Genomic DNA, 22,078 nt, shown 5'->3' with positions numbered 1-22,078 from the left:
CCACCCGGGGCGGCCGTGACGCGCGCCGCAGCGTCGTATGCCGGCGGCACCTAAAATCTGTCCATGACGGACGACGGAGCGATGGCACGAGTGACGGCGGGAGCGGCGGCGCACTGGAGCCCGGGAACGCACATCCTGTGGCGTTACCGGGAGAACGGGGGCGAGCAGTTCCACATCGCCCGGCCCGTCACCGTCGTACGCGACGACGCCGACCTACTCGCGGTGTGGCTGGCCCCCGGCACCGAGTGCGTGAAACCGATCCTGGCCGACGGCACGCCCGTGCACCGGGAGCCGCTGGAGTCCCGCTACACCAAGCCGCGCACGGTGCGGCGGGACCGCTGGTTCGGCACGGGCGTGCTGAAACTCGCCCAGCCCGGCCGGCCCTGGTCGGTGTGGCTGTTCTGGGAGCCCGGCTGGCGGTTCAAGAACTGGTACGTCAACCTGGAGCAGCCGCTTATGCGTTGGGCGGGCGGGGTGGACTCCGAGGACCACTTCCTGGACATCACCGTGGAGCCGGACCGCAGTTGGCGCTGGCGGGACGAGGACGAGTTCGCGCAGGCCCAGCGGGACGGGCTGATGGACCCGGCGACCGCAGAACGGGTGCGGGCGGCGGGCCTCGAGGCGGTGGACGTCATCCGCGCGTGGGGACCGCCGTTCCCGGACGGCTGGCAGAACTGGCGCCCGGATCCCTCCTGGGGAGTACCTTCTCTACCCGAGGACTGGGACCGCACGCCCGCGCATGTGTCCTCATGAGACCCTTGATGCGCCCCCGGGCGAGAAACGTAGGATCGTCCTCCGCAAGGGCGCGTGAACGCAACTACCGGAGCATGCGCCGGGGCTGACCGATCGTCACCGAGGGACGGCAGGACGTGAGCGAGGGGTACCAGGGCACCACCACGAAAGCCGGCCCCGCGGGAATTCCGTTCCCTGGGCACGTATTGCGGGTATCGGGACTTCGGCGGGACCAACTGCGCGCCCGGCGCATCCGGCGCGCAGCCCCGGACGGACGGATGCGACACGCGTGACGGAGCAGCCCACCTCCATCGAGCGCCCCCAGCCGGGCGCCGACCCCGCGGAGGCCCGCGGGGCGTTCCTGTGTGCCCCGGAGCAGTCCGCGCGGCAACCCGTCGAGCCGGCCTTACCCGCGCAGGCCCGTGCCGACACCACGCCCGCCGGCCCGGGCACGGCCACGTCCCGTGGCAAGGGAAAGGACGGCATGGGGAAGGAGCACCCGGTGGGCGGCCCCGAACACTCCCAGCCCGCCATCACCGAACCCGACGCGCTGCGCCCGCGGCCCGCGCCGGACGGCATCCCGGCACAGCCCGGCGCCGATCCGGAGCGCGCGCCGGGCGGTCCGGAGCGCCGTACCGGGCGGACGGTGCCCTCGGGGCGGCCGATGCCGATGCGGCGGGACGGCGACCGGCTCAGGTTCGTGGGCGCGGCCACCCGGCGCATCGCCCGCGGGCTCGATCTGGACGAGATCGTGATGGGCCTGTGCCGGGCCACCGTGCCGACGTTCTCCGACGCGATCCTGGTCTATCTGCGCGATCCGCTGCCGGTCGGCGACGAGCGGCCCACCGGTCCGGTGGTGCTGCGGCTGCGGCGCACCGACCGGATACCGGACGAGCGGGACACCGACGGGGTGCTGCTGCCGGCGGCGTTCGAGCCGGAGCCGGAGCCGTCGGTGCTGGCGGACCTGTCGGCGCTGACCACCGAGCTGTGCGAGGTACGGCCGGGCGGCGCGCTGAACGAGGTGCTGCGCGGGGTGCGCCCGGTGTTCGCGGACGCGCCCGCCGCCCGGGCCGCGCTGCCCGAACTGCTCGGCGAGAGCGGCGAGGGCGTCGTACCGGGCGGGCAGCACGCGATCCTCGCGCCGCTGCGCGGCCGGCGCCGGGTGATCGGCGCGGCGCTGTTCCTGCGCCGCCCGGACCAGCCGGCGTTCGAGGCGGACGACCTGCTGGTGGCCGCGCAACTGGCCACGCACAGCGCGCTGGGCATCGACAAGGCGGTGCTGTACGGCCGGGAGGCGTACATCGCCGACGAGTTGCAGCGCACCATGCTGCCCGAGACCCTGCCCCGGCCCACCGGTGTCCGGCTGGCCTCGCGGTATCTGCCGGCGGCGGAGACCGCGCGGGTCGGCGGCGACTGGTACGACGCGATCCCGCTGCCGGGCAGCCGGGTCGCCCTGGTCGTCGGCGATGTGATGGGCCACTCGATGACCTCGGCGGCGATCATGGGCCAGCTGCGCACCACCGCGCAGACGCTGGCCGGGCTCGATCTGCCGCCGCAGGAAGTGCTGCACCACCTGGACGAGCAGGCGCAGCGCCTGGGCACCGACCGCATGGCGACCTGCCTGTACGCGGTCTACGACCCGGTGACGCACCGCATCACCATCGCCAACGCCGGCCACCCGCCGCCCGTGCTGCTGCACCTGGGCGGCCGGGCGGAGGTGCTACGGGTGCCGCCGGGCGCGCCGATCGGGGTCGGCGGGGTGGACTTCGAGGCGGTGGAGCTGGACGCGCCCGCCGGGGCAACCCTGCTGCTGTACACCGACGGGCTGGTGAAGTCCCGGCTGCGGGACGTGTGGACCGGCATAGAGCAGCTGCGGGAGCGGCTGGCCGCGACCGCGCAGCTGACCGGGCCGGACCATCCGCCGCCGCTGGAAGCGCTGTGCGACGAGGTGCTGGACATGCTCGGCCCGGGCGACCGGGACGACGACATCGCGCTGCTCGCGGCCCGGTTCGACGGGATCGCGCCGAGCGATGTCGCGTACTGGACGCTGGAGCCGGAGCGCACCGCCCCCGGCCAGGCCCGCCGGCTGGCCCGCCGGGCGCTCGCCCGGTGGGACCTGGAGGACCTGTCGGACTCGGTGGAGCTGCTGGTCAGCGAGGTGGTGACGAACGCGGTGCGGTACGCGTCGCGGCCGGTGACGCTGCGGCTGCTGCGCACGGACGTGCTGCGCTGCGAGGTCGGCGACGACGTGCCGCAGCTGCCGCGCCTGAGGCAGGCCCGGGCCACCGACGAGGGCGGGCGCGGCCTGTACCTGGTCAACAAGCTGGCCCGGCGCTGGGGCGCGACCCGGCTGAGCACCGGCAAGGTGGTGTGGTTCGAGCTGAACCGCTGAGCCGGACGGCGCTACGACGCCAAGGGGCGCCCGGAGTCTCCTCCGGGCGCCCCTTGGCGTGTGCGGGTCCTACTGGCCGAGGTGGCCGAAGCGGCCGTCGTCGTCCGGGTCGGGCGGCTCCTCGGTGGTGGGCTCGGTCGGCAGCCCGGTGGTGGGCGTCTGGGACGGCGTCTGCGACGGCGTGTGGGACGGCGTCCGGCTCGGCGTCTGGGACGGCGTCTGCGACGGCGTGTGGGACGGCGTCTCGCTCGGGGTCTCGGACGGGGTCTGCGACGGCGTCGTGGACGGGGTCGGCGGCGCGCTGCTGGACGGCGGCGGGGGCGGCGCGACGGCCGCGCCCTGGGTGGTGTCCAGTTCGAACGCGGACCGGTCGGTGACGCCGAAGGTGTAGGCGGCCCAGATCTGCGCCGGGTAGCCGCCGCCGTTGATCCGGCCGCGCCCCGGAAGCAGTCCGGTCGCGCCCTCCATGGACACATGGCCGTGGGTCTTCGGGTCCTCGCCGAACAGGCCGACGGAGGTGACCAGGTCGGGGGTGTAGCCGGTGAACCAGGCGGACCTGTTCTCGTCGGAGGTGCCGGTCTTGCCGGCCACCTGCTGGCCGTCACGCAGCGGGTTGGCGGCGACGGACGTCTTGGCCGTGCCGTCGTCCACCACGCCGGTGAGCACCGAGGTGACCGTGTCGGCGGCCGTGCGGCTGAGCACCGTACCGCCGACGGGGTCCGGCATGTCCACCGTGCGGCTCTTGCTCTCGGCCGACTTGATGATGGTCGGGGTCACCTTGTGGCCGTGGTTGGCGAAGGTGGCGTAGATCCCGGCCATCTCCAGGGGGCTCGCGCCCATCGAGCCGAGCGTCTGGGCGGGCACCGCCGGCATGCCCTTGGTGTCCATGCCGAGGCTGCTCGCCGTGCTCATGACGTTGTCCATGCCGACGTCGACGCCCATCTGCGCGAAGACGGAGTTGACGGACTTGTTCATCGCCTCCTGGACGGTGATCCTGCCGTAGTCGGCCTCGTCCTCGTTGGGCGGGGCGAAGCCGACCGGGCGGCCGTGGTCCAGCACCGGGCGCCGGTTGTCGCCGTCGTAGACGGTGTTGGCGGTGATGGGCTTGCCGGCCTGCGTGGTGGCCTCGCGCTCCAGGGCGGCGGCGAGGATGACCGGCTTGAAGGTGGACGCCGGCTGGTAGTCCCTGCGGGTGGCGTTGCTCGTCCAGTGCTCGTAGTAGTTCTGGCCGCCGTAGAGCGCCACGATCTTGCCGGTCTCGGGGTCCACGGAGACGGCGCCGGGCTGGATGTCGCCGTCGACCTTGCGCTTGGTCTTGTCGAGCTTGCTGGTCAGCTCGCTGCGGACGGCCCGCTCCAGCGCGGCCTGCTTCTTGCGGTCGATGTTGAGGGTGATGGTCCAGCCCTTCCCCTCGACCGCGTTCTCCGCCTGCGACTGGGTCAGGCCCTCCTGCGCCATGAGCTGCTGTTCGAGCTGCTGGTTGGCCAGCTCGACCAGATAACCCTTCTGCCCGTCGAGGCCGGGGGCGCGCTTGGGCTCCTTGATCTTGGGGAAGCGCATGGCCGTGCGCCGGTCCTTGGTGAGCCAGCCCTCCTCGACCATGTTGTCCAGGACGTAGTTCCAGCGCTCGGTGACCAGCCGCTTGCCGGTGTCGGTCGCCACCGCCCAGTCGTACTGGCTTGGCGCCTGGAGCAGCGCGGCCAGATAGGCGCCCTGCTCGACCGAGAGGTCCTCGGCGTCGATGCCGAAGTAGGCCTGGGCGGCGGCCTGGATGCCGTAGGCGTTGCGGCCGTAGTAGCTGGTGTTGATGTAGCCGGCGAGGATGTCGTCCTTGGACTTCTCGCGGTCCACCTTCAACGAGATGACCAGCTCCTTCAGCTTGCGCGTGACGGTCTGGTCCTGGTTGAGGTAGTAGTTCTTGACGTACTGCTGGGTGATCGTGGAACCGCCCTGCTTGCCCCGGCCGCGCAGGGTGTTGAGCAGGCCGCGGGCGGTGCCCTTGAAGTCGACGCCGGAGTCGCTGTAGAAGCTCTTGTTCTCGGCGGCGACGAAGGTCAGCTGGACCTTGCGGGGCACCTTGGACAGGTCCACGATCTCGCGGTTGACCTTGCCGCTGCGGGCCAGCAGCGTGCCGTCGCTGAACTTGTAGACGTTGCTCTGCTGCCGGGCGGCGGCGTTGCCCTCGGGGATGTCGACGTACAGGTACAGGCCGACGAAGCCGAGGATGGCGAGCAGGCACACGCCGAAGACGGTGCCGAGGATCTTCTTCCAGGTGAACATCCGGCGCAGGAGACTCTTGGGGGGTTTGCCGGCCGCCGCGGGTTCGGAGCGGCGGCGCTTGGGCGCCGCGCGGTGACCACCACGCTGTCGCGCTCGTCTCTCTTCCGCTCGTCCCATGGGTCCCTACGCTCGCTTCCGTCTCGGGGTCAGCTTGGAAAGCTAACACCCGCCTATATGACAAAGGGCGACCGATCCGGTCTTTTATGGACGTGACAATCAGCACCCACCCGTAGGGAACCGACGTTCGGGGGTCGCACAGGGTTGCCTGCATTCGAAAAAGTGATATCACTTAGCTAGACCAACGCTAGATGCTCCAACGAACGGGGAACCCCCATGACCGACATACCCGAGATGCCCGCTCCGCGTGTGCGCGAGTTCCAGGCCCACAGCATCGGCGGCGGGCTCGCGCTGCTGCTCGGCCTGCTCGGGCTCGGCGCCGCCGCCGCCCTGTTCGGGACCGCCGGGGCCGTCTCCTCGGCCGGCGTCCGGGGCGGGCTCGTCGCCGCCGGTGTCGTCGTGCTGCTCGCGGCCCTGATCGCGATGCGCGGCCTGAACACGGTGGCGCCGGGCGAGGCCCGGGTGGTCCAGCTCTTCGGGCGCTACCGGGGCACCATCCGGCAGGACGGCCTGCGCTGGGTGAACCCGTTCACCTCCCGGACCCGGATCTCCACCCGGGTGCGCAACCACGAGACCGCCGTGCTGAAGGTCAACGACGCCTACGGCAACCCGATCGAGCTGGCCGCGGTCGTGGTGTGGAAGGTGCGCGACACCGCCCAGGCCACCTTCGAGGTGGACGACTTCGCCGAGTTCGTCGCCACGCAGACCGAGACGGCCGTGCGGCACATCGCCATCGAGTACCCCTACGACTCCCACGACGAGGACGGCCTCTCGCTGCGCGGCAACGCCGAGGAGATCACCGAGAAGCTGGCCCGCGAGCTCCAGGCCCGGGTGGAGACGGCCGGAGTGGAGATCGTCGAGTCCCGGTTCACGCATCTGGCGTACGCTCCCGAGATCGCCTCGGCGATGCTCCAGCGGCAGCAGGCGGGCGCGGTCGTCGCGGCCCGGCGGCAGATCGTCGACGGCGCCGTGGGCATGGTGGAGGCGGCGCTGGCCCGGATAGCGGAGGCGGACATCGTGGACCTGGACGAGGAGCGGAAGGCGGCGATGGTGTCGAACCTGATGGTGGTGCTGTGCGGGGACCGCGCCCCGCAGCCGGTCCTGAACACCGGAACCCTCTACCAGTGACCGACCCGGCACCCACACCCGGGAACCGGCCGCGGCAGCGCAAGCAGGTGCTGCTGCGGCTGGACCCGGCGGTGTACGAGGCGCTGGCCCGCTGGGCCGGGGACGAGCTGCGGTCGGCGAACGCGCAGATCGAGTTCCTGCTGCGGCGCGCCCTCGCGGAGGCGGGGCGGCTCCCGGGGGACGCGGGTCCGCTGCCCCGCCGGGGCCGGCCGCCCGGCGACTCCGCCCCCGACACCCCGCCGGCCTGAGCCGGGCTCCCGTACCGGGGCCCGGCCGTCGTCGTACCGGGCGCCCGCGGCTGTTACGAAAGTCTGACAAAGGCGTCTGACCTGCGCCGACATACTCCCGCTCGCCCACTCTGCACCCGGTGTATACATGGTGGGTATACACGCTGTGTAGAGTGCCGTCATGTCCATCGGTCACACCCTCCTCGGACTCCTGGAGTCCGGCCCGCGCCACGGCTACGACCTCAAGCGCGCCTTCGACGAGAAGTTCGGTCACGACCGGCCGCTGCACTACGGCCAGGTCTACTCCACGATGTCCCGGCTGCTGAAGAACGGTCTCGTGGAAGTCGACGGGATCGAGGCCGGCGGCGGCCCCGAACGGAAGCGGTACGCCATCACCGACGCCGGTATCACCGACGTCGAACGCTGGCTCGCCACCCCGGAGAAGCCGGAGGAGTACCTCCAGTCGACCCTCTACACCAAGGTCGTCCTCGCCCTCCTCACCCACCGCGACGCCGCCGACATCCTCGACACCCAGCGGTCCGAGCACCTGCGCAGCATGCGCATCCTCACCGACCGCAAGCGCAAGGGCGACCTCGCCGACCAACTGATCTGCGACCACGCCCTGTTCCACCTGGAGGCCGACCTGCGCTGGCTGGAACTGACCGCCGCGCGCCTCGACAAGCTCCGTGCGGCGGTGACCCGGTGACCCCTCCCCCCGGCTCCCTGCTCGCCGCCGAGAACCTGCGCAAGACCTTCGGCCCCACGGTCGCGCTCGACGGCGCCCACTTCTCCATCCACCCCGGCGAGGTCGTCGCCGTGATGGGCCCCTCCGGCTCCGGCAAGTCGACGCTGCTGCACTGCCTGGCCGGCATCGTGCCGCCCGACTCCGGCTCCATCACCTACGACGGCCGCGAACTCTCCGGCCTGAGCGACACCGCGCGCAGCGCGCTGCGCCGCAGCGACTTCGGGTTCGTCTTCCAGTTCGGCCAGCTGGTGCCGGAGCTGACCTGTGTGGAGAACGTGGCCCTGCCGCTGCGGCTGAACGGCAGCCCCCGCAAGGAGGCCGAGCGGGCCGCGCTCACCTGGATGGAGCGCCTGGAGGTGGACGACCTCAAGGGCAAGCGGCCCGGCGAGGTCTCCGGCGGCCAGGGCCAGCGGGTCGCGGTGGCGCGGGCGCTGGTCACCGGACCCCGGGTGGTGTTCGCCGACGAGCCGACCGGCGCGCTCGACTCCCTCAACGGCGAACGGGTGATGGAGCTGCTGACCGACGCGGCCCGCTCCACCAACGCGGCCGTGGTGCTGGTCACCCACGAGGCCCGGGTGGCCGCCTACTCCGACCGGGAGATCGTCGTACGCGACGGCAGGTCCCGGGACATGGAGCGCGCCATATGAACCTCCGGCAGTGGTCCAGGGACCTGGGCATGGGCGTCCGGTTCGCCGTCACCGGCGGGCGCGAGGGCTGGGTCCGGATGGTGCTGACGGCGGTCGGCGTGGGCCTCGGCGTGGCACTGCTGCTGCTGACGACCGCGGTGCCGAACGTGCTGGCGGCACGGCACCAGCGCGAGCAGGCCCGCACGGACCTCACCTACAGCGAGAAGGTGCCGCCGAAGGGCGGGAACACCGTGCTGGTCGGCATGGCCGACACCAGGTGGCACGACAAGGACGTCCGGGGACGCTTCCTCGAACCCGAGGGCGCGCGGGCGCCGCTGCCGCCGGGCGTGGACCGCTTCCCCGCGCCGGGCGAGATGGTGGTCTCCCCCGCGCTGAAGAAACTGCTCACCTCCGACGAGGGCAGGCTGCTGCGGGAACGGCTGGCGGACCGGATCACCGGCACGATCGGCGAGCCCGGGCTGATCGGCTCGCACGAACTGGCCTTCTACGCGGGCGCCGACCACCTGGCGGTGAGGGAGGACAACTCGCACGTGGTACGGCTGACCGCGTTCGGGGACCGGCACCCGACCCCCGAACGGGCCGACCCGGTGCTCATCATGATGACGCTGGTGGTGTTCGTCGCCCTGCTCACCCCGGTCGCCGTGTTCATCGCCGCGGCCGTGCGGTTCGGCGGCGAGCGGCGCGACCGCCGGCTGGCCGCGCTGCGGCTGGTCGGGTCCGACCGTCGGATGACCCGCCGGATCGCGGCGGGCGAGGCGCTGGCCGGAGCCTTGCTCGGCCTAGCCGTCGGCACCGTGTTCTTCCTGGTCGGACGGCAGGCGGCGGGCTCGGTCGAGGTGCTCGGCGTGAGCATCTTCCCGAGCTATCTCAACCCTTCCCTGGCCCTGGCCGTCCTGGTCGCGGTGGCGGTCCCGGCCGCCGCGGTGGGGGTGACGCTGTTCGCGATGCGCGGGGTCGCCGTCGAACCGCTCGGCGTGGTGCGCACGGCCAAGCAGGCCCGGCGGCGCCTGTGGTGGCGGCTGCTGCTGCCCCTGGCGGGCCTCGCGCTGCTGTACCCGATGATCGGCAAGGGCCGGTCCCACGGCGACTTCAACGAATACCTGGTCATCGGCGGCGTGCTGCTGCTCCTGGTCGGCGTCAGCGCACTGCTGCCCTGGGCGGTGGAGGCGGTCGTGGCCCGGCTCGGCGCGGGTCCGGTCTCCTGGCAGCTGGCCGTGCGCCGGCTCCAGCTGAGCAGCGGTACGGCGGCCCGCATGGTCAACGGCATCGCCGTGGCGGTGGCCGGGGCGATCGCGCTGCAGATGCTGTTCGCGGGTGTCGAAGGGCAGTACACCCGGAACACCGGCCAGGATCCGGACCGCGCGTCGGTGGAGATCAACCTCTCGAACGGGTCCGCGCTGCCCGCGGCGGCCCGCGAGTTCCCCCGGACCAAGGGTGTACGGGCGGCGGTGGCGATCTCCTCCGGCTCGGTGGGCGACCGGCGCCGCGACCCCGGCACCACGGTGGGCATCACCGTCGGCGACTGTGCCGCGCTGCGTGAACTGGCACACCTGCCGTCCTGCCGGGACGGTGACGTGTTCGTCGTCCCGGACCCCCGCGACGAGCCCGACGACCTGGCCTTCGCCCGGCCGGGCCGGCACGGCTTCATCGACGCCAGCTATTCGGACGGCGTGCGCGGGCGCGAGATCCCGTGGACGGTACCGGCCGGAGTGCGCCAGGTCACCGCGCGCAAGGACGCGCTCCAGTCGTACGTCAACGGCCTGCTGGTCACCCCGTCCGCGCTGCCGTCCGGGGCCGCGTCGACGATGTACCACCAGGTCTACGCCCGCCTGGACCTGTCGGTGCCGGAAGCGGACCAGTACGTGCGGAACACCGCGGCACGGGTGGACCGGCTCGCGTCCGTCTGGCACTGGACGGCGACCACCGAGTCCCGGAAGTACACCTCCCTGCGCACCGGTCTGTTCGTCGGCGCGGTCTGCGTGCTGGTGCTGATCGGGGCGAGCCTGCTGGTCTCCCAGCTGGAGCAGTTGCGCGAGCGGCGCAAGCTGCTGTCGTCGCTGGTCGCCTTCGGCACCCGGCGCCGCACACTGGGGCTGTCGGTGCTGTGGCAGACGGCGGTACCGGTCTCGCTCGGGCTGCTGCTGGCCTCGACGGTGGGCGTGGCCCTCGGCTCGGTGCTGCTGAAGATGACGGACACGGCGGTGTCCGTGGAGTGGGCGAGCGTGCTGTCGATGGCGGGCGCGGGCGCGGGAGTGGTCCTGGTGGTCACCTTGCTGAGCCTGCCGCCGCTGCTGCGCATGATGCGGCCGGAGGGGCTGCGCACGGAGTGAGTCCGTCGTGGGCCGGGTGCGGCGCCGTTGTGGCCGGTCGCGCCCACGCGGCGGAGCCGCATGCCGATACAGACCCGCACCCCTTCGGGCGCGGGAGCGCTACTCCGGCCCGTCCAGCACCCGCACCGGCAGGGCCCGCAGCGCCTCCCGCAGCGCCGCCGCCAGTTCCTCGTACTCGGCGGCGCGGGCCGCGCCCGCGCGCATGGCGAAGGCGACCCGGCGGCTCGGGGCCGGGTCGGCGAAGCAGCCGGTGAGCAGCTGGCTGCTGCGGGAGGTCTCCAGCTTCAGCGCGGTGCGCGGCAGCAGCGTGCAGCCGAGGCCGCCCGCCACCAGCTGGACCAGCGTGGACAGCCCGGCGGCCGTGGTGGTGACCGGCGCGTCCTCGCGGCCCGCCTCACGGCAGATGTCGAGGGCCTGGTCGCGCAGGCAGTGGCCCTCGTCCAGGAGCAGCAGATGCAGCTCCCTCAGGGCCTCGCGGGGTATGCCCTCCCGGCCGCCGAGCCAGTGGTCGAGCGGGGTGACGAGCACGAAGTCCTCGTCGAACAGGGGGAGTTCGACCACGCCGGGGACACCGAGCGGCACCGCGAGCAGCAACAGGTCGAGCCGGCCGGAGTGCAGGCCGTCGAGCAGGCTGGCGGTCTGCTCCTCGTGCACCTGCAGGTCGAGCTGCGGGTAGCGCTCGTGCACCAGCCGGAGCACGGCCGGCAGCAGATACGGCGCGACGGTCGGGATCACCCCGAGGCGCAGCGCGCCCGTGAACGGCGCCCGGACCGCCTCGGCCTCCTCCAGCAGCGCGCCGACCTCGTCCAGCACCGCCTTGGCCCGCACGGCCAGCCGCTCCCCCGCGGACGAGAGCAGCACCTTGCGCGTCGTACGCTCGAGGAGGGTCACCCCGAGGGTCTCCTCCAGCGCGGAGACGGCGCCGGACAGGGCGGGCTGGCTCATCCCGATGGCCGCCGCCGCGTCCCGGAAGTGCAGATGCTCGGCGACGGCGACGAACGCCCGCAGCTGCGACAGGGTCGGCTGCCGTCGCTTTCCGTTGCCTACCGTCACTGATAAGCACCTCCAATCAACACGACCGAGTGTAGCTATTTCCCTAATCAATGCACCCTGTGCCACCATCGGCAGAGTCCAACCCCATGGGAAACGCCCCCCAAAAGGGAAGTTTCTTCGCTGCAAGGAGAGCCTGTGCTCACTGTCGGTGACAAGTTCCCCGAGTTCGATCTGACCGCCTGCGTCTCGCTGGAGAAGGGCAAGGAGTTCGCGCAGATCAACCACAAGTCCTACGAGGGCAAGTGGCTCGTGGTCTTCGCCTGGCCCAAGGACTTCACGTTCGTGTGCCCGACCGAGATCGCCGCGTTCGGGAAGCTGAACGAGGAGTTCGCCGACCGCGACGCCCAGATCCTCGGCTTCTCCGGTGACTCCGAGTTCGTGCACCACGCCTGGCGCAAGGACCACCCGGACCTGACCGACCTGCCGTTCCCGATGATGGCGGACCCCAAGCACGAGCTGATGCGCGACCTCGGCATCGAGGGCGAGGACGGCTACGCCCAGCGCGCCGTCTTCGTGGTCGACCCGAACCACGAGATCCAGTTCACGATGGTCACCGCCGGTTCCGTGGGCCGTAACCCCAAGGAGGTCCTGCGGGTGCTGGACGCCCTGCAGACCGACGAGCTGTGCCCGTGCAACTGGTCCAAGGGCGACGAGACCCTCGACCCGGTCGCGCTGCTGGCCGGTGAGTGACCCATGTCCCTCGACTCCCTGAAGTCCCGTATCCCGGACTACGCCAAGGACCTGAAGCTCAACCTGGGCTCGGTCATCGGCAACTCGGAGCTGCCGGCGCAGCAGCTGTGGGGCACGGTGCTGGCGACCGCGATCGCCTCCCGCTCCCCGATCGTGCTGCGTGAGCTGGAGCCGGAGGCGAAGGCGAACCTGTCGCCGGAGGCGTACCAGGCCGCCAAGTCGGCCGCCGCCATCATGGCGATGAACAACGTCTTCTACCGCACCCGGCACCTGCTGTCCGACCACGAGTACGGCACCCTGCGCGCGGGCCTGCGGATGAACGTCATCGGCAACCCGGGCGTGGAGAAGGTCGACTTCGAGCTGTGGTCGTTCGCGGTCTCCGCGATCAACGGCTGCGGCATGTGCCTGGACTCGCACGAGCAGGTGCTGCGCAAGGCCGGCGTGGAGCGCGAGACCGTCCAGGAGGCGTTCAAGATCGCCTCCGTGGTGCAGGCGATCGCCGTCACCGTGGACGCCGAGGCCGTCCTGGCCGAGTAGGACCCCTGCGAAGACCCCGCTCACTCCTGGTGGGCGGGGTCTTCGTCGTTCCCGGCGTCGGTGTCCTTGGCGGCCTTGTCCTCGGCGTCCGGGGTGTCCTGGTTGTCCCCGGAGTCCGCGGAGTCCGCGCCGGCGGGCTTCCCGGGTCCCTCGCCGGAGGCCGGAGCGTCCGCTTCCGTCCCGGCGGCACCGTCCTCGTCCACGGCCTCACCGGACTGCTGCTGCGCGTACGTCCGCAGATACCCCACCACCGTGTTGGTCACCGCGACCAGCGGTACGGCCACCACGGCGCCGCCGATGCCGGCCACCATGCCGCCGGCGGCCACGGTCAGGACCACCGCGAGCGGATGCACCCGCACCGCGCGGCCGAGGATGAACGGCTGCAGCACATGGCCCTCGATCTGCTGCACCGCGAGCACCACCACCAGCGTCATCAGGGCCGCGAACACGCCCTGGGTGACCAGTGCGACGATCACCGCGAGCGCGCCGGAGGCGACCGCGCCGACCAGCGGGATGAACGAGAACAGGAAGATGAACACGGCCAGCGGGACGGCCATCGGCACGTCCAGGAAGTAGATGCCGATGCCGATGAAGATCGCGTCGATGAGGGCGACCAGCACCGTGCCGCGCACATAGGCGGTCAGCGTGCGCCAGGCCCGCGGGCCGGCCCCGGCCACGCCCGGGCGGGCGGCGGCGGGCACCAGCTTCAGGAACCACTCCCAGATGCGCTTGCCGTCGTAGAGCAGGAAGAGCGTCGAGAAGAACACCAGCAGGATGCCGGTGAGGGCCTCCACGATGACCTGGACGCCCTCCAGGCCCGCGGACGTTATCTGGTCGGCGTTGGCGCCGATCGCCTCGCGGAGGTTCTTGGCGATCTGGTTGATCTGCTTGTCGGTGACGTGGAAGGGGCTCTTCAGCAGCCAGTTGCGCAGGTCGTCGATGCCGGACTGGATCTGGTTGGAGAGCGTGTCGATGTTCTCCATGACCTGCCAGGTCACGAACCAGCCCATGAGACCGATGACGACGAACCCGCTGATGGCGGTGAGCGCCGTGGCCGGTCCGCGCGGCACCCCGCGCCGGGTGAGCCGGGCGACCGTCGGCTGGAGCAGGGCGGTGACCAGCAGGGCGATGACGAAGGCGAACACCACCAGCTGGACCGCGCTGATGACCCGCATCAGCACCCACAGGGTGCCGGCCAGCACCAGCAGTCGCCAGCCCGCCTCGGCGGCGACCCGGACGCCCCAGGGCACGGCCTCGGCGGGATCCGGCCGGCGGCCGGGCGCGGCCCGGCGGACGGGCGGCGCGGTCCCGCGGGCGGGCGGGGTCGCCGGCTCGGCGGCGGACACCTCGGCCGCCGGTTCGGGACCGGGCTCGTCCCGCTCCTTCTCCACCTCGGCGCGGCGCTCGTCCAGCCGCTCGCTCATCTCGGCCAGACCGCGTCCGATCCGGCCCAGCCATCGTGGTACTCGCGCCATGCTCCGTCCCCTTCCCCCGCGTCCCCGCGTACTCGCCACCACTCCCCCGTGGAGTCGTCCGCGTTAGACCGTACAGGGCGAAAGCCCCTCCCCTGGGAACGGGGAAGGGCTGCGCGAGGCCGGGCCGGGGCCGGGTGGGCCGGCGGGTGGCCTAGTACCAGTGGTTGGCCTGCCAGAACGACCAGGCCTGGCAGGGGCTGCCGTACCGCTCGTTCATGTAGTTGAGGCCCCACTTGATCTGGGTCGCCGGGTTGGTCCGCCAGTCGGCGCCGGCCGAGGCGTACTTGCCGGCGGGCAGGGCCTGGAAGAGACCGTAGGCACCGGAGGAGGCGTTGACCGCCTGGTAGTTCCAGCTGGACTCGTGGTCCACGATGTTGCTGAAGCAGGCGAACTGGCCGCCGGCCACCATCTGGCGCGCCATCGCCTGGATCTGCGCCACGCTGTAGCTGCCCTGGACCGGGAAGCTGGAGGAGTCGCGGACATCGATCCCGCCACGGCTGGCCGCGGCCTTGGCCTCGAGGCGCTCCTTGGCCTCCTTGGCGGCCTCGGCGGCCTTCTCCTCGGCGGCCTTCTTCTTCGCGATCGCGGTCTCGGCGGCTGCCTTGCGGGCCGCCTCCTCGGCGTCCTTCTTGGCGCTCGCGTCCGCGGCGATGGCCTGCGCGTCGGCCTGCTGCGTCAGGGACGCGGTCTGCACCTGCGCCTGCTGACCCGCGGGTATGTCCGCGAGGAGCGTGGTGTCGGCTGCCGTCGCCTCGGCGGCGTCGTTGGTCTGCGCGGTGCTGCCCGAGGCAACGCCGACGACGCTTCCGACAGCGGTGACCGCGGTGGCCGAGGCCACTGCGAATCCCCGGACCGAAATCCGGCTCACACGGTTTCCTTCCAGCATCGCCCGCTTCGGTGACCCTGGCGGACGCGATCGTGCCCCTGACACAGGCCTCCCAACTGCGGGGTCACGGGAGGCGCGGGCCCGGTGGGCAACTCCCCTGCGGGGAGCGCCGCGTGGTGCGCGGGCGGCATACGACGACTCTATGGAGTTGGTGGGGCCTGCGGGGCGCCGTGCCGCTGGGGGCACGACTGTGTCGTATGCGGGGCCTGACAGGAACGAGACTCTGCCGTAACCGGACGCCGTGTGGCAATTCTGTGTTGCGTGTGAAAGCTCACATCCCGTTTGGCCCTGGGGATTTCAGGAAAGTCCCACGCATGACGGCGCCGCCCGGCTAGGCTCTTGAGCCTTTGCCGGGCGGCGCCCACCGGTGTGCGGCCGGATCAGATGTGGCCGTCCTCCAGCATCTCGGTCACCAGTGCGGCGATCTGGGATCTCTCGGACCGGGTCAGCGTGACGTGGGCGAAGAGCGGATGCCCCTTCAGCTTCTCCACCACGGCGACCACTCCGTCGTAGCGGCCCACGCGCAGGTTGTCCCGCTGGGCCACGTCATGGGTGAGGACCACCCGGGAGCCCGCGCCGATCCGGGACAGCACGGTCAGCAGGACGTTCTTCTCCAGCGACTGCGCCTCGTCGACGATCACGAACGCGTCGTGCAGCGAGCGGCCGCGGATATGGGTGAGCGGGAGCACCTCCAGCATCCCGCGCGCGGTGACCTCCTCGATGACCTCGCGGCTGGTGACCGCGGAGAGGGTGTCGAAGACGGCCTGCGCCCACGGGCTCATCTTCTCCGCCTCGGTGCCCGGCAGATAGCCCAGGTCCTGGCCGCCGACGGCGTACAGCGGCCGGAAGACCATCACCTTCTGGTGCTGACGGCGCTCCAGCACCGCCTCCAGGCCCGCGCACAGCGCCAGCGCCGACTTGCCGGTGCCGGCCCGGCCGCCCATCGAGACGATCCCGACGTCCGGGTCCAGCAGCAGGTCGAGCGCGATGCGCTGCTCGGCGCTGCGGCCCTTGATGCCGAACGCCTCCCGGTCGCCGCGCACCAGGCGGACGTTGCCCTCGGCGGTGACCCGGCCGAGCGCCTTGCCGCGCTCGGACTGGATGGTCAGGCCGGTGTGCACGGGCAGACCAGCCGCCTCCGGGACGTACACGTGTCCTTCCTCGAAGAGGATGTCCACCTGTTCGCCGGGCAGGGTGAGTTCCGACATCCCCGTCCAGCCGGAGTTCTCCGTGATGGCGAGTTCGGCCCGGTACTCCTCGGCGAGGAGACCGACGGAGGACGCCTTGATCCTCAGCGGCAGGTCCTTGGACACGACGGTGACGTCGTAGCCCTCGGCCTGGAGGTTGCGGGCCACCGCGAGGATGCGGGAGTCGTTGTCGCCCAGTCGGTAGCCCGTGGGCAGCACGCTGGGGTCCGAGTGGTTGAGCTCGACCCGGAGCGTTCCGCCGAGGTCCCCGGTCGGGATGGGTGCGTCGAGGCGGCCGTGCCGGACCCGGTAGTCGTCCAGCAGGCGCAGGGCCTGCCGGGCGAAGTAGCCGAGTTCGGGATGGTGCCGCTTGGCCTCCAACTCCGTGATCACCACGACGGGGAGCACGACCTCGTGTTCCTCGAAGCGGGTCAGGGCGTTGGGATCGGCCAGCAGGACGCTGGTGTCGAGAACATAGGTGCGCCGGTCGGGCTTGTGGCGCTTTGTGCTGGTCACCACGGAAGGACGTACCCCCTCGGATGTGGTCGGGGAGCGACGAGGAGTTGCTGGACCGGTGTCTGGCCCCCGCGCACGGCGGGCCGTGAACCGGCCCGCCGCGGCTGATTCCGTGCCGTGACCGCACGGTCGGGCTGGTGCAAAGGGCCTCCCGGGCGGACGGCCCCGAGCCGCCCGCTGAGATCCGACGCCCGTGGTTCGGGCGTCGACCTGTTGGGTTTATGCCCTCGAACACGCGCCGCCATGCAAATGCGGCCACCGGCGGGCCGGTGAACTCCTTGTTACGCCTGCGCCAATCGGGAGACACGACGACGCCCCGTCACCGGGCGGCGACGGGGCGGTGCGGGGGCGGTCAGCCGCCGTAACGGCGGTGACGTGCGGCGTAGTCGCGCAGGGCGCGCAGGAAGTCGACCTTCCGGAAGGCCGGCCAGAAGACCTCGCAGAAGTAGTACTCGGAGTGAGCGGTCTGCCAGAGCATGAATCCGGACAGCCGCTGCTCGCCGCTGGTGCGGATGACCAGGTCCGGATCGGGCTGGTCGCCGGTGTAGAGGTGACGGCCGATCATGTCGATGTCGACGGACTCGGCGACCTCCTCCATGGACAGGCCCCGGTCCTGCGCCTCGTGCAGCATGGAGCGCACGGCGTCGGCGATCTCCTGCCGGCCGCCGTAGCCGATGGCCACGTTGACGAGTATGCCGCCGTTGTGGGCGGTGGCCTCCTCGGCCTCCTTCAGCGTGCGCTGCATGCCGGCGGGCAGCAGGTCCATCGCGCCGACGTGGTGCACCCGCCAGCGGCCGTCGGCGGCGAGGGTGCGCACGACGTCCTCGATGATGCCGAGCAGGGGGACCAGTTCCGCCTGCGGCCGTTCGAAGTTGTCGGTGGACAGCAGCCACAGCGTGACCACCTCGACGTCGGTCTCGGAGCACCAGCCGAGGAACTCCGTGATCTTGTCGGCACCGGCCCGGTGCCCGTGTTCGGTGCTGGAGCCGGACGCCTTCGCCCAGCGGCGGTTGCCGTCCACGATGACGCCGATGTGCTTGGGCACCTGAGCGTGATCCAGGTGACCTTCCACCCGGCGTGCGTAGAGCCTGACGAGCAGACCGCGCAGCTTGTCGCGCAGGTTCACGTGACCCTCCGGGGGTTGGGCGCGGGGTAGGGGGTGCCGGAGCCGTAGGGGGAGCCGGAGCCGTTGAGCCTACCGCTGCCTCGGGCTCGGTCCGGTTTGGGGTTTGGCCACGCGCCGGTGTCGTACACCGCCGGGGGCCGCGCCCCTTCGGGGGGACGCCGGACCGGGGGCGGGTGGTTCCGGAACCCCGCCGTCCGCCGCCAAGAAAAAACGGGCCGGTCCGTGGGGGGGAGACGGACCGGCCCGAGGGGGGGTTTCCACCATAACCCTTCGTAAGGGATGGTGGGTGCATCGACGCCCCACAACTACTCTCCGGAATCGCGCGACGACGCCGGGCCGTTCGCGGAATGCGGGATTCAGGGGTGTTTCCGGGGCGGTTCACAGTGGATTCCCAGGAGAATCCGCTCGGATGCAAACGGATTCACAAGGGTTGGGCCGTCTCGGGGAAACACCGCGATGTCGTCCCGGGTCCCTCCGATGGGCGACCCCGCCGACACGGGGCGGACTTGACCGTTCCGCTACGGCGCCGGGGCCCGGTCCGGTGTCCGGGGGGTGGCCCGAGGCGGTTCCACGGCGTCGCGCGGCCCCCTCCACCGCACGCTGCCGGCCGCGCGGCTTTGCCGGCGCGAATTACCTTGGTCTGAACTTACGTGACGGATGGGACTCATGTGAACCCGGGGCGATAACAATGTGGAAACCCGGTTTCCTGAGCGTGACGACTTGCGTACGTGCCGTTGTTCCGGCCCGCTTCTGTGCGCCTACGGGTCAGCGTTCCGGTTTGCGCAGGTCGAAGAGGTGCCGGGTGCTGTGCGCGACGAACGGTCCCTCGTTCCGGATGCGCTCGTGCAGTGCCCTCAGCCGTGCCTCATGGGCCTCGACCGTGAAGCCCGGGACCATCCAGACGACCTTGCGCAGGAAGTGGACGACGGCGGCGATGTCGTGGAACTCCATCCGCAGCCGCTCCGCCCGCAGGCCGGCCACCTCCAGCCCGGCCGCCTCGGCGTCGGCCCGCTCCCGCTCGGGGTCACGGGCCCGGCGCACCTCCTCCGGCTGGGGCCCGAGGAAGTACTCGACCAGTTCGAAGACGCTGGCGGGCCCCACGTGCTGGGCGAAGTACGTCCCGCCGGGCCGCAGCACCCGGGCGATCTCTGCCCAGTGCGGACGCACCGGGTGCCGGCTGAGCACCAGGTCGAACGCCTCGTCGGCGAAGGGCAGCGGCGCGTCGTCCGGGGCGGCGACCACGACGACGCCGCGGGGCCGCAGCAGGGCGGTGGCCCTGGCCACGTTCGGCGGCCAGCCCTCGGTCGCCGTCACCAGCACCGGCCGGGCCGGCTCCGCCCGCCCCAGCGCGAAGTCCAGCACCTCCCCGCCACCGGTCTGGATGTCCAGCGCGGCCTCGGCCCCCGCCAGCCGCTCCCCCGCCGACCGGGCATACCCCCACGACGGCCGCGCCTCGCCGGCCCGCCCCTCGAACCACGAGAAGTCCCACCCCTCGGTGGGCACGGCGACACCCTCGGCCACGAGGTCTTCGAAGGAACGGTCGGCGCTCATACGGCCATGATCCCAGGTGAGCGGCGCGGGGGCGCGCGGATTTCCCAGGCCCGGCACCCCCTCGGCCGAACGATCAGCGGATCAGGGGTGCGACCTGTTCCGCCGCGAAGCGTACGAAGGACTCCGGGTCGGGTTCGTCGGCCGTCGGCTGGAGGACGACGGTGTCCGCGCCGGCCTCGGCCAGCCGCCGTACCGCCTCGGCCACCGCTTCCGCGTCCCCGGCGACGCCCAGGTCCGGCACCGACGCCAGGCCCTCGGCGGCGAGCTCGGCACGCAGCCGGGACTCGGCGCCGGCGCCCGTCGCGGTCAGCAGGTAGACGACGATCCGGTGCGCGCCGGTGCGGCCGGCCGACCGCCGCCCCTCCTCGATCAGCTCCCGGGCCCGCCGTACGCCGTCCGCCGGCGTGGCGGAGGTGAGGAGGGTGCCGTCGGCCTTCTCGCCGCTGAGCCGGAGCGTACGGGGGCCGGTCGCGCCCGCGAGGATGTCGACCGGGCGCGGCGGCGGCCAGTCGAGGGCGACGTCGTCCAGTCGGACGTACCGCCCGCGCACGCTGAGCCGCTCCCCGCGCAGCAGGGCGCGCAGGGCGTCGAGGTGTTCGCCGAGGAGGCCGAGCGGCGAGGCGGCGCGGGCGCCGACCTGGCCCATCCAGTCCTGCACGCCGTGTCCCACGGTCAGCACGGCCCGCCCGGGGAACATGCGCTCCAGCGAGGCCGCCTCCATCGCGGTGACGGCCACGTTCCGCAGCGGCACGGGCAGCAGCCCGATGCCGACCCGCACCCGTTCGGTCCAGGCGAGCGCGGCGGCGGCCGTGGACACGCCGCCCTCCAGGAAGCAGTCCTCCCACAGCCACAGTTCGTCGAGCCCCGTCTCGTCCGCGACGCGGGCGACGGCCCGCAGTCGCTCGGGAGGAAGCTGGGGGCGGAATACGGCACCGAGTCCTGTCATAGCGCCCTTCCTAGTGGGGAGGACGCGAAAGGACAACGCATTTACGGATGTGGCGAGTTGGCAGCCACGGAAAGCGGAGGGCGGGCCATGGGGCGCTGGCGGGACGGGCGGGGGCTGCTGGTCGTGCGGACGGACACCGGGGAGGTGCCGGCCGCCTCCGTTCCGCTGGAGGTCGCGGCCTCCTACCGGGCCCGTACCAGGGGCCTGCTGGGCCGGGACGCGGTGGACGGGGCGATGCTGCTGTCACCGGCGAGCGGGGTGCACACGTTCGGGATGCGGATCCCGATCGACGTGGCCTACCTGGACCGCCGCCTCACCGTCCTCGCCGTGCGCACGATGCCCCCGGGCCGCCTGGGCCTGCCGCGCCCACGCGCCCGGCACGTCCTGGAGGCGGCGGCCGGGGCGATGGCGGCGTGGGGGGTACGGGCTGGTGTGCGGGTGGAGGTGGAGGGGTGGGTGGAGTCGCGCACTTCGTGACGGAGCCGGGGAGCGGCGCCGTGGCCGGTGGGCGGCCCGGATCAGGCCGTGTGCGGTGTGGCCAGCTCCGAGCGCAGTTTCCTGATCGCGTCCTCGGCGACCTCGTAGGCGCTCGGCACGCCCGCGACCGGCTCGTCCTCCCCGGGGATCCAGAACTTCCGCCTTGTCAGCCGCAACGAGTCGAGGAATGCCGGGATGGCGTTGAAGACCTCGATGAGCAGCGGTCCGTCGTACTCGGGCAGGATGGGATCGAGGAACGTGCGCCAGGGGATCCAGCTGTCCGCGACCTCGCCGCGGTCCGGCGGGGACACCTGCACGTAGTGCAGGCGCCGCTGCTCGGCGGCGTCCCGGATGTCGCGGCGGTACGCCTCCGGGCCGCTGCTGCCGAGGACGACGTGGGAGCTGTCCACGCACACGCCGATGTGCGGACCCTGCACGCCCGCGAGGAAGTCGAGCACGTCGCGCACCATGTTCGGGGCCGGTGTCTCCCAGTGGTCGACGGGTTCGATGGCGACCCGGACGCCCTTTTCCTCCGCGTAGGCGCCGAGCCGGTCGAAGAGCGGTCGCGCGATGTCGTACCGGGGCCGCAGCCAGTCCTGCAGCGCGTCACTCCACAGCGGTACGCCGTTGAGGGTGGGAAACACGTTGTAGGGGAACAGGACGGGGCCCGCCATGATGGTGCCGCGCAGGGCCGCTGTGATGTCCACCCGGGACTTGAGGTAGGCCAGGGCCGCCTCGCGTTTCTCGGGGTCCGGCGAGGTGGGGTCGCAGGCCGGCGTCGTGGCCACGTTGGTGGTCAGACCCACGTTCTCCAGGCCGGCTTCGTCGAGAGCCTTCCTGAGCTTTTCGTAGCGGGGTACGTCCGCTTGGGGGTCGCCCCCGCCGTTCGGGAAGACGGGCACGTCGAAGCCCGTGTACCCGATGTCCCGCAGCTCCGTCATGTGCCGGACGACGACCTCGGTGTACCGGGAATCATCCGGGTGCAGGTCGACGGTGAACATGAAGAAGCTGAGATAGATGTCGTGTGTGCTCATCG

General features: G+C 71.9%; 19 protein-coding genes. 10 read left to right on the top strand and 9 right to left on the bottom strand.

Annotated features, from left to right (window positions below):
- The first annotated feature begins 63 nt into the window (after positions 1 to 63).
- Positions 64 to 753, top strand: coding sequence for a cytidylyl-2-hydroxypropylphosphonate hydrolase (gene fomD, locus IH25_RS0128110; RefSeq protein WP_030616515.1), 690 nt, complete (start codon positions 64 to 66; stop codon positions 751 to 753).
- Between the two features lie 268 nt (positions 754 to 1,021).
- Positions 1,022 to 3,124: a SpoIIE family protein phosphatase gene (locus tag IH25_RS0128105; protein ID WP_030616511.1), complete on the top strand. Its 2,103-nt coding sequence runs from the start codon at positions 1,022 to 1,024 to the stop codon at positions 3,122 to 3,124.
- Positions 3,125 to 3,193: 69 nt separating this feature from the next.
- Here IH25_RS0128105 and IH25_RS0128100 read toward each other — a convergent pair whose 3' ends face one another.
- Complete coding sequence (locus IH25_RS0128100; RefSeq protein WP_030616508.1) at positions 3,194 to 5,521, bottom strand: transglycosylase domain-containing protein; 2,328 nt, start codon at positions 5,519 to 5,521, stop codon at positions 3,194 to 3,196.
- A gap of 216 nt (positions 5,522 to 5,737) precedes the next feature.
- Here IH25_RS0128100 and IH25_RS0128095 point away from each other — a divergent pair, with 216 nt between their 5' ends.
- The 5 genes from IH25_RS0128095 (at position 5,738) to IH25_RS0128075 (ending at position 10,598) form a co-directional block, all read left to right on the top strand.
- Positions 5,738 to 6,649, top strand: coding sequence for an SPFH domain-containing protein (locus IH25_RS0128095; RefSeq protein ID WP_030616506.1), 912 nt, complete (start codon positions 5,738 to 5,740; stop codon positions 6,647 to 6,649).
- Complete coding sequence (locus IH25_RS0128090; RefSeq protein ID WP_030616504.1) at positions 6,646 to 6,897, top strand: type II toxin-antitoxin system antitoxin; 252 nt, start codon at positions 6,646 to 6,648, stop codon at positions 6,895 to 6,897. Before IH25_RS0128095 ends, IH25_RS0128090 begins: the two co-directional genes overlap by 4 nt.
- A 160-nt stretch (positions 6,898 to 7,057) precedes the next feature.
- Positions 7,058 to 7,582, top strand: a complete 525-nt coding sequence (locus IH25_RS0128085) for a PadR family transcriptional regulator (RefSeq protein WP_030616502.1) — start codon at positions 7,058 to 7,060, stop codon at positions 7,580 to 7,582.
- Positions 7,579 to 8,268, top strand: a complete 690-nt coding sequence (locus IH25_RS0128080; protein WP_030616500.1) for an ABC transporter ATP-binding protein — start codon at positions 7,579 to 7,581, stop codon at positions 8,266 to 8,268. The genes IH25_RS0128085 and IH25_RS0128080 overlap by 4 nt, the downstream gene beginning before the upstream one ends.
- Complete coding sequence (locus tag IH25_RS0128075; RefSeq protein WP_030616499.1) at positions 8,265 to 10,598, top strand: ABC transporter permease; 2,334 nt, start codon at positions 8,265 to 8,267, stop codon at positions 10,596 to 10,598. Before IH25_RS0128080 ends, IH25_RS0128075 begins: the two co-directional genes overlap by 4 nt.
- A gap of 99 nt (positions 10,599 to 10,697) precedes the next feature.
- On the opposite strand, the gene IH25_RS0128070 is transcribed toward IH25_RS0128075, so the two are convergent.
- The gene (locus IH25_RS0128070) at positions 10,698 to 11,651 is read right to left on the bottom strand and encodes a LysR substrate-binding domain-containing protein (RefSeq protein ID WP_030616497.1); all 954 of its coding nucleotides are present in this window, start codon (positions 11,649 to 11,651) and stop codon (positions 10,698 to 10,700) included.
- A 135-nt stretch (positions 11,652 to 11,786) separates the two neighbouring features.
- Between IH25_RS0128070 and IH25_RS0128065 the strand changes: the two genes are divergently transcribed.
- Together IH25_RS0128065 and IH25_RS0128060 are read left to right on the top strand one after the other, a co-directional pair.
- Positions 11,787 to 12,341, top strand: a complete 555-nt coding sequence (locus tag IH25_RS0128065; RefSeq protein ID WP_030616495.1) for a peroxiredoxin — start codon at positions 11,787 to 11,789, stop codon at positions 12,339 to 12,341.
- A 3-nt stretch (positions 12,342 to 12,344) separates the two neighbouring features.
- Positions 12,345 to 12,878 (top strand): alkyl hydroperoxide reductase, encoded by a 534-nt coding sequence (locus IH25_RS0128060; RefSeq protein WP_030616493.1) that lies wholly within the window; start codon positions 12,345 to 12,347, stop codon positions 12,876 to 12,878.
- A gap of 20 nt (positions 12,879 to 12,898) precedes the next feature.
- On the opposite strand, the gene IH25_RS0128055 is transcribed toward IH25_RS0128060, so the two are convergent.
- From IH25_RS0128055 to IH25_RS0128030, 6 genes are all read right to left on the bottom strand, one after another.
- Positions 12,899 to 14,353, bottom strand: coding sequence for an AI-2E family transporter (locus IH25_RS0128055; RefSeq protein ID WP_037655739.1), 1,455 nt, complete (start codon positions 14,351 to 14,353; stop codon positions 12,899 to 12,901).
- Positions 14,354 to 14,504: 151 nt separating this feature from the next.
- Entirely contained in the window at positions 14,505 to 15,221 is a 717-nt protein-coding gene (locus tag IH25_RS0128050) for an aggregation-promoting factor C-terminal-like domain-containing protein (protein ID WP_030616486.1), read from the bottom strand.
- 398 nt (positions 15,222 to 15,619) lie between these two features.
- On the bottom strand, positions 15,620 to 16,945 hold the full coding sequence (locus tag IH25_RS0128045) for a PhoH family protein (RefSeq protein WP_030616483.1): 1,326 nt from the start codon (positions 16,943 to 16,945) through the stop codon (positions 15,620 to 15,622).
- Positions 16,946 to 17,294: 349 nt separating this feature from the next.
- A complete protein-coding gene (locus IH25_RS0128040) occupies positions 17,295 to 18,068 on the bottom strand; it encodes an isoprenyl transferase (RefSeq protein ID WP_030616480.1) in 774 nt (257 codons plus the stop codon).
- 765 nt (positions 18,069 to 18,833) lie between these two features.
- The gene (locus tag IH25_RS0128035) at positions 18,834 to 19,619 is read right to left on the bottom strand and encodes a class I SAM-dependent methyltransferase (protein WP_030616477.1); all 786 of its coding nucleotides are present in this window, start codon (positions 19,617 to 19,619) and stop codon (positions 18,834 to 18,836) included.
- 73 nt (positions 19,620 to 19,692) lie between these two features.
- Positions 19,693 to 20,601: an LLM class flavin-dependent oxidoreductase gene (locus IH25_RS0128030; RefSeq protein ID WP_268694947.1), complete on the bottom strand. Its 909-nt coding sequence runs from the start codon at positions 20,599 to 20,601 to the stop codon at positions 19,693 to 19,695.
- A 51-nt stretch (positions 20,602 to 20,652) separates the two neighbouring features.
- Here IH25_RS0128030 and IH25_RS0128025 point away from each other — a divergent pair, with 51 nt between their 5' ends.
- Positions 20,653 to 21,042 carry a DUF192 domain-containing protein gene (locus IH25_RS0128025; protein WP_030616471.1) on the top strand — a complete coding sequence of 130 codons (390 nt, stop codon included), beginning with the start codon at positions 20,653 to 20,655 and terminating at the stop codon, positions 21,040 to 21,042.
- Between the two features lie 41 nt (positions 21,043 to 21,083).
- Here IH25_RS0128025 and IH25_RS0128020 read toward each other — a convergent pair whose 3' ends face one another.
- The gene (locus IH25_RS0128020) at positions 21,084 to 22,076 is read right to left on the bottom strand and encodes a sugar phosphate isomerase/epimerase family protein (protein WP_030616467.1); all 993 of its coding nucleotides are present in this window, start codon (positions 22,074 to 22,076) and stop codon (positions 21,084 to 21,086) included.
- Between the last annotated feature and the right edge of the window lie 2 nt (positions 22,077 to 22,078).

It is taken from the genome of Streptomyces achromogenes subsp. achromogenes (genome assembly GCF_000720835.1).
In the GTDB taxonomy this organism is placed as follows: Bacteria; Actinomycetota; Actinomycetes; order Streptomycetales; family Streptomycetaceae; genus Streptomyces; species Streptomyces achromogenes.
The sequence above is the reverse complement of the archived record's forward strand: the minus strand, read 5'-3'. Positions and strand labels throughout refer to the sequence as shown.